This is a genomic window from Maribacter sp. MAR_2009_72, from assembly GCF_007827235.1.
Taxonomy (GTDB): Bacteria; Bacteroidota; Bacteroidia; order Flavobacteriales; family Flavobacteriaceae; genus Maribacter; species Maribacter sedimenticola.
Genome location: NZ_VISB01000001.1, coordinates 2,457,878 through 2,474,243 on the forward strand (window position 1 = coordinate 2,457,878; position 16,366 = coordinate 2,474,243).

Sequence of the window (16,366 nt, forward strand, 5' to 3'; positions counted from 1 at the left end):
CAGATTATTTTAAAACTTCTGTGTTATAAAAATTAGCATACGCCTCTTCAAATTCCTGCACAGGTACGTATGGTAACACTGGTTTTTCTTGGTTGGATATATGGTTCTCTAATTCTTCCGGAATTTCTTCCGAAGCTAAAATAATTGCATCCGCGTAATCTACGGCCACCTTTAACAAATTATTATAAGTAGGCTCTGCCAAAGAAGAAATAGCTTCTTCAGGAATACCATCAAATGCAATTTTTTTGATCATTTCAGGATCTAAAGTGCCATCAAAAGTTTTACCGTATACAGACAACACGATCTTACTGTCCCCAAACAAAGGCTCATCCGCGTAGTATTTTTTAAGATATAATGGCAAAAGACTAGCCATCCAACCATGTACGTGAATAATATCCGGAGACCAATTTAATTTCTTAACCGTTTCCATGACCCCTTTAGCAAAGAAGATCGCTCTTTGGTCATTGTCAGGAAACAATACTCCTTGCTTATCGGTAAACGTAGCCTTTCTCTTAAAATATTCTTCGTTATCAATAAAATAAACCTGAATACGTTCTTTTGGTATTGATGCAACCTTAATGATCAATGGCATATCCATATCATTAATTACCAAATTCATACCGGAAAGACGTATTACTTCGTGCAGTTGATGCCTCCTTTCATTGATATTCCCATAACGTGGCATGAATATCCTTATCTGGCCACCATTGCTGTTGACCATTCTAGGTGCTTCATAAGACATTAGGGAAACTTCGTTTTCGGGTAAGTAAGGAACTAATTCAGAAGATACAAATAATATCTTTTTACCATTCATAAAGGTTATATTTTATTTTTCACAAGAACGCAAGTGCAAAATTACAAAAAATATAGAGATTAGCAGTAATTATAGTAAGTTTGCTCGCTAAATTACATTTTACATGTTGGTAATCAAGACCAAAAATGACCTGAGGGCAGAACTGGATAAAATTGACAAAGAGCAGAGTCTGGGCTTTGTACCTACAATGGGCGCACTTCATGAAGGGCATGTTTCCTTAATCGAAAGAGCGGCAGAAGAAAACAATTATATTGTTGTAAGTATTTTTGTAAACCCTACACAATTTAATAATAGTGAGGATTTGGAGAAATATCCTAAAACTTTGGAAAATGACATTAACCTTATTGCTTCGGTAGCAGATGAAGCTATTGTGTTTGCACCTTCCGTTAGTGAAATCTACGAGAAAAATGTCATCCATAACCTATATGATTTTGACGGATTGGATAAAGTAATGGAAGGTGAATTTAGAGACAACCATTTTAATGGAGTAGGTACCATAGTTGAAAAATTTCTTAGGCTAGTGTCTCCCAACAAAGCTTATTTTGGAGAAAAAGATTTTCAACAACTAAGGATCATTCAAAAAATGAAAGAATTACAGCATTTACCCGTTGAAATATTAGGCTGTGAAATTGTACGTGAAAAAAACGGTTTGGCAATGAGCTCCCGAAATGAAAGGTTAAGCGATACAATACGACTAAAAGCGGCGTTCATTTACGAGACGCTAAAAACCGCTAAACAAAAATTTGGCACAGAAAATGTTATAAGTATTAAGGATTGGGTTCATAAGGCCTTTGAGCAAAACGCTGATTTTCAGTTAGAATATTTTGAAATTACCGATAGCGAAACCTTGACCCCGATCAAACAAAAAAGCAATAATATTAAATACAGGGCGTTTATTGCAGCCTATGCCGAAAATGTTAGGCTTATAGACAATTTAGCCCTTAATTAACTAATTTCGTAAGATGCAAGTACAAGTTGTAAAATCAAAGATACATAGAGTAAAAGTCACTGGTGCCGACCTTAATTATATAGGCAGCATTACCATTGATGAGGACTTAATGGATGCCGCTAACATAATTAGGGGGGAAAAAGTACAAATTGTTAACAATAACAATGGTGAACGCCTTGAGACCTATGCAATACCAGGTCCTAGATCTAGTGGTGAAATAACATTGAACGGTGCGGCAGCAAGGAAAGTTGCCGTAGGAGACATCCTAATTCTCATTACTTACGCTTGGATGGACATAGAAGCTGCCAAAAAATTTAATCCTTCATTGGTGTTCCCTAACGAAACAAACAACTTATTGAATTAAATTTGACGACCGGTCTAAAACATAAATTAAAGATTATACTCCCAATTGCATTGGGAGTTTTTTTAGTTTGGTATTCCTATACCAATACTACTCCCGAAAATAGATCGCAAATAGTATTCTATATTAAGGAAGCCGACCCCCTTTATGTCTTTCTTTCCGTGCTCATGGGTATTTTAGGCCATGTTTCAAGAGCTGTTAGATGGAACTATCTTTTGGAGCCTCTTGGATATAAACCACGCATAAAGAACAATATACTGATCATACTCACCTCTTATTTTGCCAATCTTGGAATACCTAGAACTGGTGAGGTGCTAAGAGCTACAGCACTTACTACATATGAAAACGTACCCTTTGAAAAAGGATTTGGGACCATAGTCACGGAAAGAGTCATAGATGTAATCATGCTGTTGGCCATAGTTTTAATTACTTTTTTATTACAGACAGATATAATAATGTCCATGCTCATTGAGCGAGGCATTAATTTTACCGGCATCCTTTTATTACTTGGGGCAGGCATATTGTCCTTTGGAATATTTATCTTATTTATTAAAAAAAGCTCATCTTCCATTGCCAAAAAAATAAAAATGTTCGTAAAAGGCCTTTTGGATGGTGTTTTCAGCATTTTTAAGATGAAACATAAATGGTTGTTCATCTTTCATACATTATTTATTTGGGCTTGTTATATTGGCATGTTCTGGGTCATTAAATTTACGCTTCCTGAAACCCTGCACCTCTCCCTTGGGCAATTATTGGTTGCATTTATTGCAGGTTCATTTGCCATGGCAACCACCAATGGCGGAATAGGTCTTTATCCTATTGCAGTAAGTAGTGCTTTGGCCATTTATGGCATAAGTGCTGTTTCCGGAGATGCATTTGGGTGGATCATCTGGATTGCCCAGACAATGATGATAGTTGTTTTCGGTGCAATATCTTTTCTTCTATTACCGTTATTAAACAGAAACAAATAGTACCAACTATTTAGAACTTGCCTTATATGCGTAATCTCATTGTTGTATACGCGCTTTTTTTAAGTGTGATATCTTACTCCCAAGTCTCCCAGGAAATCTTTGAATCCTTTAAACTACAGGAAAGAAGGGACGTACATTACTATTTTCCGAAAAACTTGGATGACACCAAAAAATATCCGCTTATTATAGTCTTGGATGGTGAATATCTGTTTGAACAAGTTGTGGCATCATCTAAATTTTATAGTCAATTCCACGGTATGCCCCAAAGTATCGTTGTTGGAATAAACCAAAGCGAAAACGAGCTTAGGTTTGAGGATTGTGCCTTTGACCCGGATAGTGGGCTCCCGTCTGAAAAAGGCAAAAGTTTTTATGAATTCATTGGCATGGAACTAATTCCATATTTGGACCTAAACTACAGTACCGCTCCTTTTAAAATGATCGTTGGTTATGATATTACCGCCAATTTTGAAAACTATTGGCTTTTTAAGGAGAATTCCATTTTTGATGCTTATATCTGTATTTCACCTACCCTTGCCCCTGAAATGGAAACAAGGGTGCCTATGAGACTGAATACATTTGACAACCAAATATTTTATCAATTGATCGTTGAAGGGGAACAGAACAAGGATACCAAAAAAATAATGGCAATGAACCAGGGCATTAAGGCTTTGGAAAAAGAAACCTTGCACTATTATTTTGATGAATATAAAAACGCAGACCATATTTCCGTAGCCACTTACGGAATAGGAAAATCTTTTGACAATATATTTGGCATGTTCAAGCCCATTAGCCCACAAGAATATAAAACCCAAATACTTACCAGTGAAGAACCGGTTTATAATTATCTAGAAAAAAAGTATCAAAACATTGTGGATATATTCGGCTTTAGCAAACCCGTAGAATTAAATGATATTATGGCCATATATGCGGCCTCAAGAAAAAAAGAGGATTTTGAGTCCCTAAAACCCTTATCGGAACTTTGTAAAAAAGAATATCCTGAAACCATGCTCGGATTTTATTTTGAAGGGGAATATTATGAGCAGTTAGGTGAACCCAAAAAAGCATTAAGAACATTTGAAAAAGCTTTTCAAATGAAAGAAATAGATTTTTTAACTAAAGAAATGGCCCTTGAAAAAATGGATGCCTTAAAAGCCGATTTCGGATTTTAATAAATTAAAAAGCTAGTTCCCAAATTAGCCAAACCTACTTATTATGATTAAAACCAATGCAATGTATTTTGTATTCTCAGGAGTACTTTTTACTTATTTTGGATTAAAAGGAGAATTTGTTTTACCCTATAACGGAATTGCCCTATTTATGGCCTGGGCCTCTTTCTTTTTAGCATTTAGCGCCCATAAAAAAGAACGTTCCGGTAATAATTAATTCAAAACCAATTTTAAAACTTTAGCACTTTATAAACTTCTTGCTACCTTTAACCCGCACGGTAAATATTAAAGATGGCAAAAGTAAAAACTGCATTTTTTTGTCAAAATTGCGGAACTCAATATGCAAAATGGGTAGGTCAATGTTCTGCTTGTAAACAATGGAACACAGTTGTAGAAGAAGTGGTCCAAAAAGAGGAAAAAACCACATGGAAAACCAATACTCCTGCTAATAAAAGAGTTTCGAAACCATTATTGGTCAATGAAATAAGTATTGAAAAAGAAGTGCGTTTAAACACTTTTGACCTAGAGTTCAACAGGGTTCTTGGAGGTGGTCTGGTACCTGGTGCATTAGTACTATTAGGCGGGGAACCCGGTGTAGGAAAAAGCACTTTACTTCTACAAATTGCCTTAAAATTACCGTACAAAACTTTATATGTCTCTGGCGAAGAAAGTCAAAAGCAAATTAAAATGCGAGCAGATAGGATTTTTCCCAATAGTGAAACATGCCTAATCCTTACCGAAACCAAGACGCAGAACATTTTTAAGCAAATTGAAGCCACTGCACCTGATATTGTAGTCATAGATTCCATACAGACCCTACATACGGACTATATTGAATCTGCCGCCGGTAGCATATCCCAAATACGTGAATGTACTGCTGAACTTATAAAATTTGCCAAAGAAACGAACACTCCTGTAATCCTTATCGGGCATATTACGAAGGATGGTTCCATTGCCGGTCCAAAAATTTTGGAACATATGGTAGATACCGTCTTACAGTTTGAGGGAGACCGTAACTATGTCTACAGAATACTTAGATCTTTAAAAAATAGATTTGGTTCTACCGCTGAACTTGGAATTTATGAAATGCAGGGCAGTGGTTTAAGAGAGGTCAATAATCCTTCTGAGGTCTTGATATCTAAAAACGAAGAAGGACTTAGCGGAACGGCAATTGCATCAACCGTTGAGGGCATGCGACCTTTGTTGATAGAAATCCAGGCATTGGTGAGCACCGCAGTTTATGGCACACCACAACGTTCTACCACTGGATACAATGCTAAACGCTTAAATATGCTTTTGGCCGTATTGGAAAAACGTGCCGGCTTTAGGCTTGGGGCTAAAGATGTATTCCTTAATATTACCGGAGGTATTTCCGTAGATGATCCGGCTATAGACCTCGCTGTTGTTGCAGCCATACTTTCAAGTAACGAAGATATCCCAATTGCAAAGGGCGTATGTTTTGCCGCAGAAGTTGGTCTGGCCGGGGAAATTAGACCTGTTCAACGTGTGGAACAACGTATAACAGAGGCAGAAAAACTAGGTTACACCACTATTATAGTTTCCAAAAACAATAAAATTGGACTTAAGTCAACAACGATCAAGGTACTTATGGCCTCAAAAATCGAAGAGGTGGTACGTCATTTGTTCGGTTAACGTTTATCACGCATTATCCTGGCAAAGACCATAATAACTATAATAACGGCGGCAATAACTATAATCTGCCAGAATCCTACTTTTAAAAAAATATGCTCAATCATCTATGGTGCCGGATTTGGAATACTTTCATGAATAGCTTCAATTTCATCTATTATTTCATTGGATAGCGCTACTTCTATACTTCCAATATTTTCTTCTAATTGACGCATTGTTGTAGCTCCAATAATAGTACTGGTGACAAAACGCCTTGAATTCACGAAAGCCAATGACATTTGAGCCAGTGTAAGTCCGTTGGACTGGGCTAGTTCGTAATATTTCTTCGTTGCTTTAGATGCGGTTTCACCAACATATCTATTGTACTGAGGAAAACGTTCCAATCGTGACCCTTTGGGCAGACGGTCCCCTAAATATTTTCCACTTAAAGCTCCAAAACCCAATGGGGAATATGCCAACAAACCTATTTGTTCCCGTGCGGATATTTCTGCCATACCCACTTCATACAATCTGTTCAACAAGCTATAAGGATTTTGCACCGTAATCATTCTAGGTAAAGTACCATGAACCTTGCTTTCCTCTAAATAGCGCATGATTCCCCATGGCGTTTCATTGGAAACCCCCACGTGCCTGACCTTACCTTCACGAACCAAGTCCCTTAAGGTCTCCAATATCTGGTGTATGTTATCTTCCCAATGATCGGTAATATCATGCTTATACCCTCTTTTTCCAAAATAATTGGTCGTACGTTCAGGCCAGTGTAACTGATATAAATCAATATAATCAGTTCCTAATCGCTGCAGACTTCCTTCGACCGCTTCTATAATAGAATCTCTTGTGAACCCCGTAGTTCTTATAAATTTTGACATTTCTGCCCTTCCGGCAATCTTACTTGCAAGAACTATATCTTCTCTATTACCTCTTTTCTTAAACCAGCTCCCAATAATTTTCTCGGTAACCGCATATCTATCTTTATGGGCCGGAATGGGGTAAAGCTCAGCAGTATCAAAAAAATTGACTCCTTGTTCTACAGCAAAATCCATTTGTTCATGTCCTTCGGCCTCTGTATTTTGATTGCCCCATGTCATGGTTCCCAAACAAATTTTACTTACTTCAATATCTGTGTGTGGTAAATTGGTGTAGATCATTCAACTTAAAAATTTATCATTTTAATGCAAAGCTAGCAATTATATTGAGGGTACTTACCTAATTTCCCTTATCTATCTAGCTCTATTAAAATAGGACAATGATCGCTATGCCTTGCTTCGGACAGAATTACGGACCTGGACAAACGATCTTTTAACGAATTGGCGACCATAGCATAATCAAGGCGCCACCCTTTATTATTGTTCCTAGCATTAGCCCTATAGCTCCACCAGGTATAATGTTCCGGCTCCTCATTAAACTCCCTAAAACTATCTACAAATCCGCTAGCAATAAAATTACCTATCCATTCACGCTCAACGGGTAAAAAACCGGAAACGTTCTTTAATCCTATTGGGTTATGGATATCCCTAGCTTCGTGACAAATATTGTAATCCCCCAAAACAATTAAATTTGGATGGGATTTCCTTAATTTATTTACATATTCCTGAAAATCATCCATATAGGTAAGTTTTAAATCTAAGCGTTGGATATTGGTCCCCGAGGGTAAATACATACTCATAATAGAAATATCACCAAAATCAGCCCTAATATTTCTCCCTTCAAAATCCATATATTCTACACCTGTACCATAAACCACTGAATCCGGTTTGGTCTTCGAAAGTATGGCCACACCACTGTATCCTTTCTTTTGCGCGCTATACCAATAATTATATGAATAACCCGCTTGCTCGAACAAGGATAGATCCAACTGCTCTTCATGCGCCTTGATCTCTTGTAGACAAACTACATCTGGCGAAACGGTCGTCAACCATTCTAAAAATCCTTTTTTTAAAGCGGCCCTAATTCCGTTTACATTATAGGATATAATTTTCATTTCTATGTTTTGTTTCAAAAATAGAAAAGGATCGTAGATTTTAGGAATAAAAAACCCATTAAAAAACCCTAATTTCACGGTTTTGGAACATCATTTAAACCATTATGTACTACCAAAATAGAAATATGATGAAGTTTTTAGTATCCCTTACAGCAGTACTTTTTTCGATATCAATGGCCGGCCAAGCCTATTATAATGACTCTAACCGGCATGAAATAAAATTCAATGTTGGTCAGTTTCTTGTTACTTCCGTAATAGAAAGTTCATATGAATATTATTTAAACGAGGATACCAGTGTTGGTGGCACCCTTTATTTTAGTGGAGATGCTACCGCTTATAATGGAAATTTTGGTATAGGTCCAAATGTTAGGGCCTATTTTGGTTACGCACCGCAAAGCGGTTTTTTTGCAGAAGTTTTTGGGTTGTACTATACTGGTGAAGATGATGAAGTTTCCCAAAATTTAGGCGGAAGGGATTATGACTATGCCACTACCGCCATAGGTCTTGGAGCGGGTTCAAAATGGACTACAAGAAGCCAACGTTTCATTATTGAAATAAATGGTGGGCTAGGCAGAAATATAAACCCAGAAGATTTTCAGAGCGATTTTATGTTCAAAGCGGGACTGTCACTAGGTTTTCGATTTTAATAGGTATTTTTGAGGTTTAAATCCCTATGAAAACTACACTTACCCTTGTTTTTTCGGTTATTTTCTACATTAACCTTCTTGCCCAAAACACAATCTTAAAAGATAGCGTTACACAACTTAAGGAAGTCATAGTAATAGACACCCTTACTGCCAAAAACGCTATAGGAATCATTCCTTCCAAAATTATAGGTGCATCTGTATTCAATAACTATAGCCCTGTAGATTTTATTGGCGCTATAAACCAAGTTTCTGGTGTATATGCATTATCCGGAGCCTTGAACACCAATAGAATTACTATAAGGGGCGTTGGGTCAAGAACCCCTTTCGGTACAGATAAATTAAGATTATATTACAATGATATACCGGTAACAAATGGTACAGGGTTCTCTACCATAGAGGCCTATGATCTAGAAAACCTAACTTCCGTAGAAATTATCAAAGGACCTAAAGGTACTGGTTTTGGAACCAACTTGGGAGGAGCCATTATCTTGAACACAAAACAACCGAGCAACAGACCTACAACTTTTACCAACAAGACCACACTAGGTTCTTACGGCCTATTCAAAAATAATCTTGGTTTTTCCCATCATCAAAAAGATTTATATCTCTCTTTTCAATACGGACATATGGAAATTGATGGCTATAGGGAGAATAATAGGTTTGAACGTGATGGATATTTGCTGAATTCAATCTATAGCATTTCCAACAAAAGTGAAATAGGTTTGCTTATAAACCACATAGACTATTCTGCCCAAATTGCCAGTTCCATCAATCAATCCGACTTTGATGAAGACCCAACACAAGCGGCATTTACATGGAAAAACGCCCAAGGTTACGAGGACAACAACTACAGTCTTATTGGCGTAAGCCACACCTATAGTCCTACTACCAATTTAACTAACACAAGTAGTGTTTTCTACACCTACCTGGACCATTATGAACCCAGACCATTTAATATATTGGATGAATACACCAATGGATTTGGTTTTAGGAGTTTATTTTCCGGCAACTTTAATGCATTTCAAAAAACCCTTTCCTATACCATTGGAGGAGAACTCTATAAGGATGAGTATACATGGGCAATTTTTGAAAATTTATATGAGCAGAATAACGGCAATGGCAGTTTTCAAGGAGATAGACTTAATGACAACAAAGAGTTTAGAACACAAATTAACGGTTTTGCCACTTTAGGATACTCCCCGTTAAAGAATCTTGCCGCCCAGATCGGACTAAATATAAATAAAACACAATATGATTTTAGAGACCGTTTTACTACCGGAGAATTTAATAAAAGCGCCCAACGGAATTTTAAAACGCTCCTGTTACCAAGTTTAGACTTAAATTATACGCCTACGGCCCTAAGCCAAATATATGTCAATATCAGCAGGGGATATTCTAACCCTAGTCTTGAAGAAACACTTACTCCCGAAGGAGTTATTAATCCGGACATTAAGCAAGAAATTGGCATGAATTACGAAGTGGGCACCAAACTTACAGACAGGGAGAAAAAGATGCATTTAAACATTGCAATTTATTTGATGCCCATTAACAATCTCTTAGTGGCAAAAAGAATAGGTGAAGACCAATATATAGGCAGAAATGCAGGAAAGACAGAACACAAAGGTCTTGACATTGACTGGAATTATGTCTTTAACATTTCTCCCCGTATATCCATTGCTCCTTTTTTAAATTATTCGTTTAGCGCCCATAGGTTTGTGGAATTTGAAGACGAGGAAGCTGAACAGGATTATGCCGGCAATTCATTGACAGGGGTTCCTAAACACAGAATAAATTTTGGATTACAAACTAGTTTTGGAAATGGTTTCTTTGCTAATTTAACTCATCAGTTCGTAGATAGGATTCCATTGACCGATGCAAATAGTATATACAGCAACTCCTTTCATTTATTAAATACAAAACTGGGTTATGGCAGCCCGATCAACGACCATTTACATCTAAGTGTTCAGTTGGGAGTCAATAATATTACGGATACAAAATATGCGCAATCCGTATTGATAAACGCAAGTAGTTTTGGAGGTAGTGCCCCAAGATATTTCTATCCTGGGAACAATACCAACCTATATGGTGGTGTACAGTTAAAATATAGTTTATAACTACCTATTCCATCTTCTTTAACCAGGTCCTCATATCAACCGCATCATGAATGATTTGGTTCAATGAGGATATTGCTACGCGTTCTTGGTCCATAGAATCTCTATGTCTAATGGTTACCGTTTGATCTTCCTTGGTTTGGTGATCCACGGTAATACAAAAAGGCGTACCATTGGCATCTTGTCTTCTATACCTTCTACCGACCGCATCTTTTTCGTCATAGACCACATTAAAATCCCACTTAAGGTCATCTATAATACCATGGGCTATTTCGGGGAGACCATCCTTTTTCAGCAATGGCAAAATTGCCGCTTTAACCGGTGCTAAAACCGGTGGTAATTTAAGTACAGTTCTAGTTGTATTATTCTCCAATTCCTCTTCCTTAAGGGAGTTTGAGAATACAGCCAAGAACATTCTGTCCAAGCCAATAGAGGTTTCAAGGACATAAGGCACATAGTTCTTGTTCACCTCATGATCAAAATATTGTAGTTTTTTACCGGAATATTTCTCATGACTACCTAGGTCAAAATCCGTTCTGGAATGGATACCTTCAAGCTCTTTGAAGCCAAACGGAAAACGAAATTCAATATCTGCGGCCGCATCTGCGTAATGGGCTAATTTTTCATGATCATGAAAGCGATAGTTTTCTTCGCCCAAACCTAAGGACAAATGCCATTTCATACGCTTTTCCTTCCAAACCTCATACCACTCTTTTTGGGTACCCGGCTGAATGAAAAATTGCATTTCCATTTGCTCAAACTCGCGCATCCTGAATATAAACTGTCTAGCGACAATTTCATTTCTAAAAGCCTTACCGGTCTGTGCAATCCCAAACGGAATTTTCATTCGGCCAGATTTTTGAACATTTAAAAAGTTCACAAAGATACCTTGGGCAGTTTCTGGCCTAAGGTAAAGATCCATAGCAGTATCTGCATTGGCACCTAGTTTGGTGCCGAACATGAGATTAAACTGCTTTACATCAGTCCAATTTTTAGAACCGGACATAGGACATGCAATATCCAATTCCTCGATCAAGGCCTTTACATCTGCCAAATCCTCATTCTGCAATGATTTTCCCAATCTTGACAAAATTGTTTTTCCTTGCAATTGGTAATCAACTACCCTTTGGTTGGTTTCCAAAAAAGTTTGTTTATCAAAGGCATCACCAAATCTCTTGGCCGCCTTATTGACCTCCTTTTCAATTTTAGCATCGATCTTGGCCACATAGTCCTCTACCAAGACATCTGCCCTATATCTCTTTTTGGAATCCTTATTATCTATTAATGGATCGTTGAAAGCATCTATATGTCCAGATGCTTTCCAGGTTGTAGGATGCATAAAAATTGCCGCATCCAAGCCAACAATATTATCGTTGAGCTGCACCATTGCCTTCCACCAATAGTCGCGTATGTTCTTTTTGAGTTCTACACCATTTTGACCATAGTCGTAAACGGCACTTAACCCATCATAAATTTCACTAGATTGAAATACGTATCCGTATTCCTTTGCGTGGGATATTACACGCTTAAAATCATCTTCTTGCTTTGCCATGCGGCAAAAATAGAACAATAGCCCAAAAAAAGAATAATTATTTTAATTGAAATTCTGAAGAAGTGATCAACCGTTCATCCTCAAAGACATTTAAGGTATAATTACCAGGGATCAGAGAACCTTCTGGTATCGTAATGGCCTCGCATATATAAGACTCCAATCCAGTAAATACAAACTCAACCCTTTTACTATACACATTACCATTAACCGTAATAGTATTGGCATTATCCTCTATGATCTGTTTATTGGGGTCCAAAAACTGTAAATAGATAATTTTTTCGCTATCCGCTTCGCTCTCGTCCGCCAATATGGTTACACAGCCCCTTAATTTTTCAATAATCGATGCTTTATTGGTTTTGGTAGGCCTGGTATTTCTTACGATCCTGAAACCGCTCCCTTCGGCATTGGCCATTTTTAAATAGCTCTTTGTCTTTAGTTTTTGATTCAATTCCAGAATTTTCCTGCGCTGTAAGGCTTCTGCCTCTGCCAATGAATTACTATTGGCACGTAATTGTTCTACCTGCTTACGCGATTCGTCATACTTATCGGTCAACAGCATGTTGTTATAGCGAAGGAAATTATTCTTTAATATTAAACTGTCGTTTTTAGACTCCAATCTTCTAAGTTCACTTTTAAATTCCCTTAGTTTTTCTACGGTAAAGTTTAACCTGCCCACAGAATCCAAAAGTTCCTGTACCCTAAATTTGGAATCTTGCAATTCTATCTCGTTCATTTCATTTTTGGCGGCAAGGCGATCTACATCTGCCTTCATAATGGTAAGGTCCCTTACCAATATAGCTTTTTCCTGCTCCAAAAAGTCTATTTGGGCACTAGACTGCGCATAACTGTAATAAAATGCGATCAATAACGCAATGATTACAGCCACAAATGCAGCGAGCAGAATTTTATAATTGAATTTGTTATCTTGATTGTCCATTTAAAACACGGCCTGTAGGTTAATTTAATCTGTAAAATTTGATGCAAAACAGAATTTCAAATATACTAAAGGATGTTACTAACATTCTCCTGCCCATATCATGTTTTGGATGTAATGCACGATTATACGGAGGAGAGGTTATGCTTTGCACACTTTGCCGACATCAATTACCACTCACCGAGTATAATTTTAACGAAGAAAATGCCGTTGACCGTATTTTTTATGGTCGAATTAACATCAAAAAGGCAAATTCTTTCCTTTTCTTCACCGATATTGGAATAGTTAAAAACCTTATTCACAATTTAAAATACAAAAATCAGGAAAAAATTGGCGAGTTTTTAGGCGACTGGTTTGGACAAATATTGAAAAAAAATGGGCATCTTAATTGTATTGATTATGTTATACCCGTGCCCTTACATCAAAAAAAATTTAGAAAACGTGGATACAATCAAGTTTCCTTATTTGCCCAACGTATTGCTTTTCATATCAACGCAACATACGCAGATGATTTGCTCATTAAAACCGCCAATACAAAAACACAGACCAAAAAAAATAGATTGGGAAGATGGTATGACAACCGTTCCCTGTTTGAAATTAGGAATAGTGACATACTTAAACATAAGAACATCTTGCTTTTGGATGATGTTATTACCACGGGTGCAACTATGGAAATTTGCGCAAGTAGTTTAAAAAAAATAGACGGTGTTGGTATTTATATTGCCAGCATGGCCTTTGTACAATAGGCTTACAATTGTACAAAATATGTTGTTTCTTTGTGGTCGATTATAGCACGTATGGGTAGAAAAATTCTAGGTTTTATATTTTTATTTATCATTTTGTTGGTATCCTATCAATGTGCTCAAAGAGGCACACCTACAGGAGGACCAAAGGACATTACGCCACCAAAACTGCTAAAGGCGGAACCCGCCAATTTATCTACTAATTTCAGCGAAAAAAAGATTCGCCTGTATTTTGACGAGCTGGTGAAATTAAAAGATATACAAAAACAACTTATTATATCCCCACCCCTAAAGTACGCCCCTATCCTATCACCACTTGGAGGTGCCAATAAATTTGTAGAAATTACCTTAAAGGATACTTTGGAGCCCAATACTACCTACACTCTTAATTTTGGGCGAGGTATTGTGGACAACAATGAAGAAAATGCCATTCCGTTTTTTACCTACATATTTTCTACCGGGGATTATATAGATTCCCTTGAATTATCAGGTGTGGTCACAGATGCCTTCAATAAAAAAGTGGATCAGTTTATTAGTGTAATGCTATATAAAATTGACACTAGCTATACTGATTCTACCATATATAAACGCCCTCCAAATTACATTACAAATACCTTGGATAGCGCCGTAATTTTTAAACTTAAAAATTTAAAAGAAGGCAAATACGCGCTATTTGGTATTAAAGATGCCGCTAACAATAATGTATTTGATCAAAAAACGGACAAAATAGGTTTTGTGGAAGACACCATTAACTTACCTACAGATTCTATTTACCTATTGAATCTGTTCAAGGAAATTCCCGATTATGGGGTAGCCGTGCCCAGTATGGTTGCTAGTAACAAAATAAGCTTCGGTTATTATGGCGATGGCTCCGCCATTAGCATAGAACCAGTAAATGCGCTTCCGGATACTGTAAAATCCATTGTGGTAAAAGAAAGGGACAAGGACACCTTAAATTTTTGGTTCACCCCTTTTGAGATGGATTCTATCCTATTTTCAATTACCAACGAACAACTCAAGTTAAAGGATACGTTTAACGTTAAAAACAGAAAAGTTGCTTTTGATTCCCTGAAAATTTCAATGAACCAAAGGGGAAATATTGAATTTGATCAACCTATTAATTTACAAATCAATACGCCCTTGATTAGTTTTGATACCACCAAGATAAAATTAATGGACAAAGATTCTGTACCGATTGTTCATACCATTACGTTGGACACGCTGGAAAATCAATTAAATTTCGACTTTACCATAGCAACCGGTCAAAATTATCAGCTTGATCTTTTCCCCGGTGCCATTACCGATTTTTTTGAACAAACTAACGATACCGTTTCATATAACTTAAGGACCAAAAGTCCTGCCGATTATGGAAACTTAACTTTAAACCTTAATTCCAATACCATTCAATATCCAATCATAGTGCAATTAACCAATGAAAAAGGAGAGGTTCAACGTGAAATTTATGCTAAAGAATCACAATCATTTGAATTCATCAACTTAAATCCGGGTAAATATATGGCCAGGGTAATTTATGACTTGAACGGAAACGGAAAATGGGATACCGGAAATTACCTTAAAAAAATACAGCCAGAACGGGTAAGCTATTACCCAACAACTATTGAGTTACGTGCCAATTGGGAGAAGATTGAAACTTTTAACCTTATTGAGTAAACACCTTGTATAGCTTATGGTGATTAATGAATTGTAAAAATATCCCTATCCTCCAAAAACCTTAATTTTTCACGGTACTTGTTAAGAATTGCTTTATCCAGAGTCCTAACTAAAGTTTCATCTTTTTCAGAAAAACCTATGCGTTCCCCTAATGGATCATAAATTCCGGAATGGCCTGTATATAAATGACCTTCATTATCCTTTCCTACACGGTTAACACCAATACAATACACCATATTTTCTATAGCCCTTGCCTTTAAGAGTGCATCCCAAGCGTTAACTCTTGGAGCCGGCCAATTGGCTACATAAAGCAAAAGGTCAACATCTTTAGTATTTCTGCTCCAAACAGGGAATCTAAGGTCATAGCATATCAAAGGGCATATTTTAAACCCTTTATATTCCACAATACATTTTTTGGTACCTTTTGTATATTTCTTATGCTCGCCTGCCAAGGTAAACGTATGCCTTTTATCATACGATTCATAATGGCCGTTAGGGAACACAAAAAAAAGACGATTATAATAATGGTTTTCCTCTTTGTAGACCATACTTCCGGTAACGGCACAATCTCTTTTTTGCGCCATTTTCTGCATCCACTGCAAGGTAATATCGCCTTCCTTTTCATGAATATTTTCTGGCGACATCGTAAAACCGGTGCTAAACATTTCAGGTAGAATGATCAAATCTACCTTCTCCTTTACCTGATCTATTTTTTGGCCAAAAAATGACCTGTTGCCTTGGGGATCTTCCCATTTGATAGGAGATTGTACCAATGCTACCTGCAGATGTAAGTTATCTTTATTGGACATTATCAAT

General features: G+C 37.0%; 16 protein-coding genes. 10 read left to right on the forward strand and 6 right to left on the reverse strand.

Going from position 1 to position 16,366, the window contains the following annotated elements; genetic code table 11:
• Nucleotides 1–4: 4 nt before the first annotated feature.
• A complete protein-coding gene (locus tag JM81_RS10295) occupies nucleotides 5–814 on the reverse strand; it encodes a glycogen/starch synthase (protein ID WP_089260936.1) in 810 nt (269 codons plus the stop codon).
• Between the two features lie 103 nt (nucleotides 815–917).
• On the opposite strand from JM81_RS10295, the gene panC reads away from it, so the two are divergent.
• The 6 genes from panC to radA all read left to right on the forward strand — a co-directional run bounded on the left by panC (nucleotide 918) and on the right by radA (nucleotide 5,914).
• Entirely contained in the window at nucleotides 918–1,763 is an 846-nt protein-coding gene (panC, locus tag JM81_RS10300; RefSeq protein WP_144803057.1) for a pantoate--beta-alanine ligase, read from the forward strand.
• Nucleotides 1,764–1,776: 13 nt separating this feature from the next.
• The gene (gene panD, locus JM81_RS10305; RefSeq protein ID WP_089260938.1) at nucleotides 1,777–2,127 is read left to right on the forward strand and encodes an aspartate 1-decarboxylase; all 351 of its coding nucleotides are present in this window, start codon (nucleotides 1,777–1,779) and stop codon (nucleotides 2,125–2,127) included.
• Between the two features lie 2 nt (nucleotides 2,128–2,129).
• On the forward strand, nucleotides 2,130–3,095 hold the full coding sequence (locus JM81_RS10310) for a lysylphosphatidylglycerol synthase transmembrane domain-containing protein (RefSeq protein ID WP_144803060.1): 966 nt from the start codon (nucleotides 2,130–2,132) through the stop codon (nucleotides 3,093–3,095).
• A 26-nt stretch (nucleotides 3,096–3,121) separates the two neighbouring features.
• Nucleotides 3,122–4,264 (forward strand): alpha/beta hydrolase, encoded by a 1,143-nt coding sequence (locus tag JM81_RS10315; protein WP_144803063.1) that lies wholly within the window; start codon nucleotides 3,122–3,124, stop codon nucleotides 4,262–4,264.
• Between the two features lie 43 nt (nucleotides 4,265–4,307).
• Nucleotides 4,308–4,478, forward strand: a complete 171-nt coding sequence (locus tag JM81_RS18425; RefSeq protein WP_186435561.1) for a hypothetical protein — start codon at nucleotides 4,308–4,310, stop codon at nucleotides 4,476–4,478.
• Between the two features lie 74 nt (nucleotides 4,479–4,552).
• The gene (gene radA / locus JM81_RS10320) at nucleotides 4,553–5,914 is read left to right on the forward strand and encodes a DNA repair protein RadA (protein WP_089260941.1); all 1,362 of its coding nucleotides are present in this window, start codon (nucleotides 4,553–4,555) and stop codon (nucleotides 5,912–5,914) included.
• Nucleotides 5,915–6,018: 104 nt separating this feature from the next.
• On the opposite strand, the gene JM81_RS10325 is transcribed toward radA, so the two are convergent.
• A complete protein-coding gene (locus tag JM81_RS10325) occupies nucleotides 6,019–7,059 on the reverse strand; it encodes an aldo/keto reductase (RefSeq protein ID WP_144803066.1) in 1,041 nt (346 codons plus the stop codon).
• Between the two features lie 68 nt (nucleotides 7,060–7,127).
• Nucleotides 7,128–7,892 carry an exodeoxyribonuclease III gene (locus JM81_RS10330; RefSeq protein WP_144803069.1) on the reverse strand — a complete coding sequence of 255 codons (765 nt, stop codon included), beginning with the start codon at nucleotides 7,890–7,892 and terminating at the stop codon, nucleotides 7,128–7,130.
• Between the two features lie 125 nt (nucleotides 7,893–8,017).
• Here JM81_RS10330 and JM81_RS10335 point away from each other — a divergent pair, with 125 nt between their 5' ends.
• Together JM81_RS10335 and JM81_RS10340 are read left to right on the forward strand one after the other, a co-directional pair.
• On the forward strand, nucleotides 8,018–8,539 hold the full coding sequence (locus JM81_RS10335; RefSeq protein WP_261375019.1) for a hypothetical protein: 522 nt from the start codon (nucleotides 8,018–8,020) through the stop codon (nucleotides 8,537–8,539).
• Between the two features lie 26 nt (nucleotides 8,540–8,565).
• The gene (locus JM81_RS10340) at nucleotides 8,566–10,653 is read left to right on the forward strand and encodes a TonB-dependent receptor (protein WP_144803072.1); all 2,088 of its coding nucleotides are present in this window, start codon (nucleotides 8,566–8,568) and stop codon (nucleotides 10,651–10,653) included.
• A gap of 4 nt (nucleotides 10,654–10,657) precedes the next feature.
• Here JM81_RS10340 and JM81_RS10345 read toward each other — a convergent pair whose 3' ends face one another.
• The gene (locus tag JM81_RS10345; protein WP_089260944.1) at nucleotides 10,658–12,202 is read right to left on the reverse strand and encodes a glycine--tRNA ligase; all 1,545 of its coding nucleotides are present in this window, start codon (nucleotides 12,200–12,202) and stop codon (nucleotides 10,658–10,660) included.
• A gap of 37 nt (nucleotides 12,203–12,239) precedes the next feature.
• Nucleotides 12,240–13,139, reverse strand: coding sequence for a hypothetical protein (locus tag JM81_RS10350; protein ID WP_144803075.1), 900 nt, complete (start codon nucleotides 13,137–13,139; stop codon nucleotides 12,240–12,242).
• 41 nt (nucleotides 13,140–13,180) lie between these two features.
• On the opposite strand from JM81_RS10350, the gene JM81_RS10355 reads away from it, so the two are divergent.
• The gene (locus JM81_RS10355; protein ID WP_144803077.1) at nucleotides 13,181–13,882 is read left to right on the forward strand and encodes a ComF family protein; all 702 of its coding nucleotides are present in this window, start codon (nucleotides 13,181–13,183) and stop codon (nucleotides 13,880–13,882) included.
• 51 nt (nucleotides 13,883–13,933) lie between these two features.
• Nucleotides 13,934–15,550 carry an Ig-like domain-containing protein gene (locus tag JM81_RS10360; RefSeq protein ID WP_144803080.1) on the forward strand — a complete coding sequence of 539 codons (1,617 nt, stop codon included), beginning with the start codon at nucleotides 13,934–13,936 and terminating at the stop codon, nucleotides 15,548–15,550.
• Between the two features lie 23 nt (nucleotides 15,551–15,573).
• Here the strand turns inward: JM81_RS10360 and JM81_RS10365 are convergent, their stop codons facing one another.
• Nucleotides 15,574–16,359, reverse strand: a complete 786-nt coding sequence (locus JM81_RS10365; RefSeq protein WP_144803083.1) for an amidohydrolase — start codon at nucleotides 16,357–16,359, stop codon at nucleotides 15,574–15,576.
• Nucleotides 16,360–16,366 lie beyond the last annotated feature (7 nt).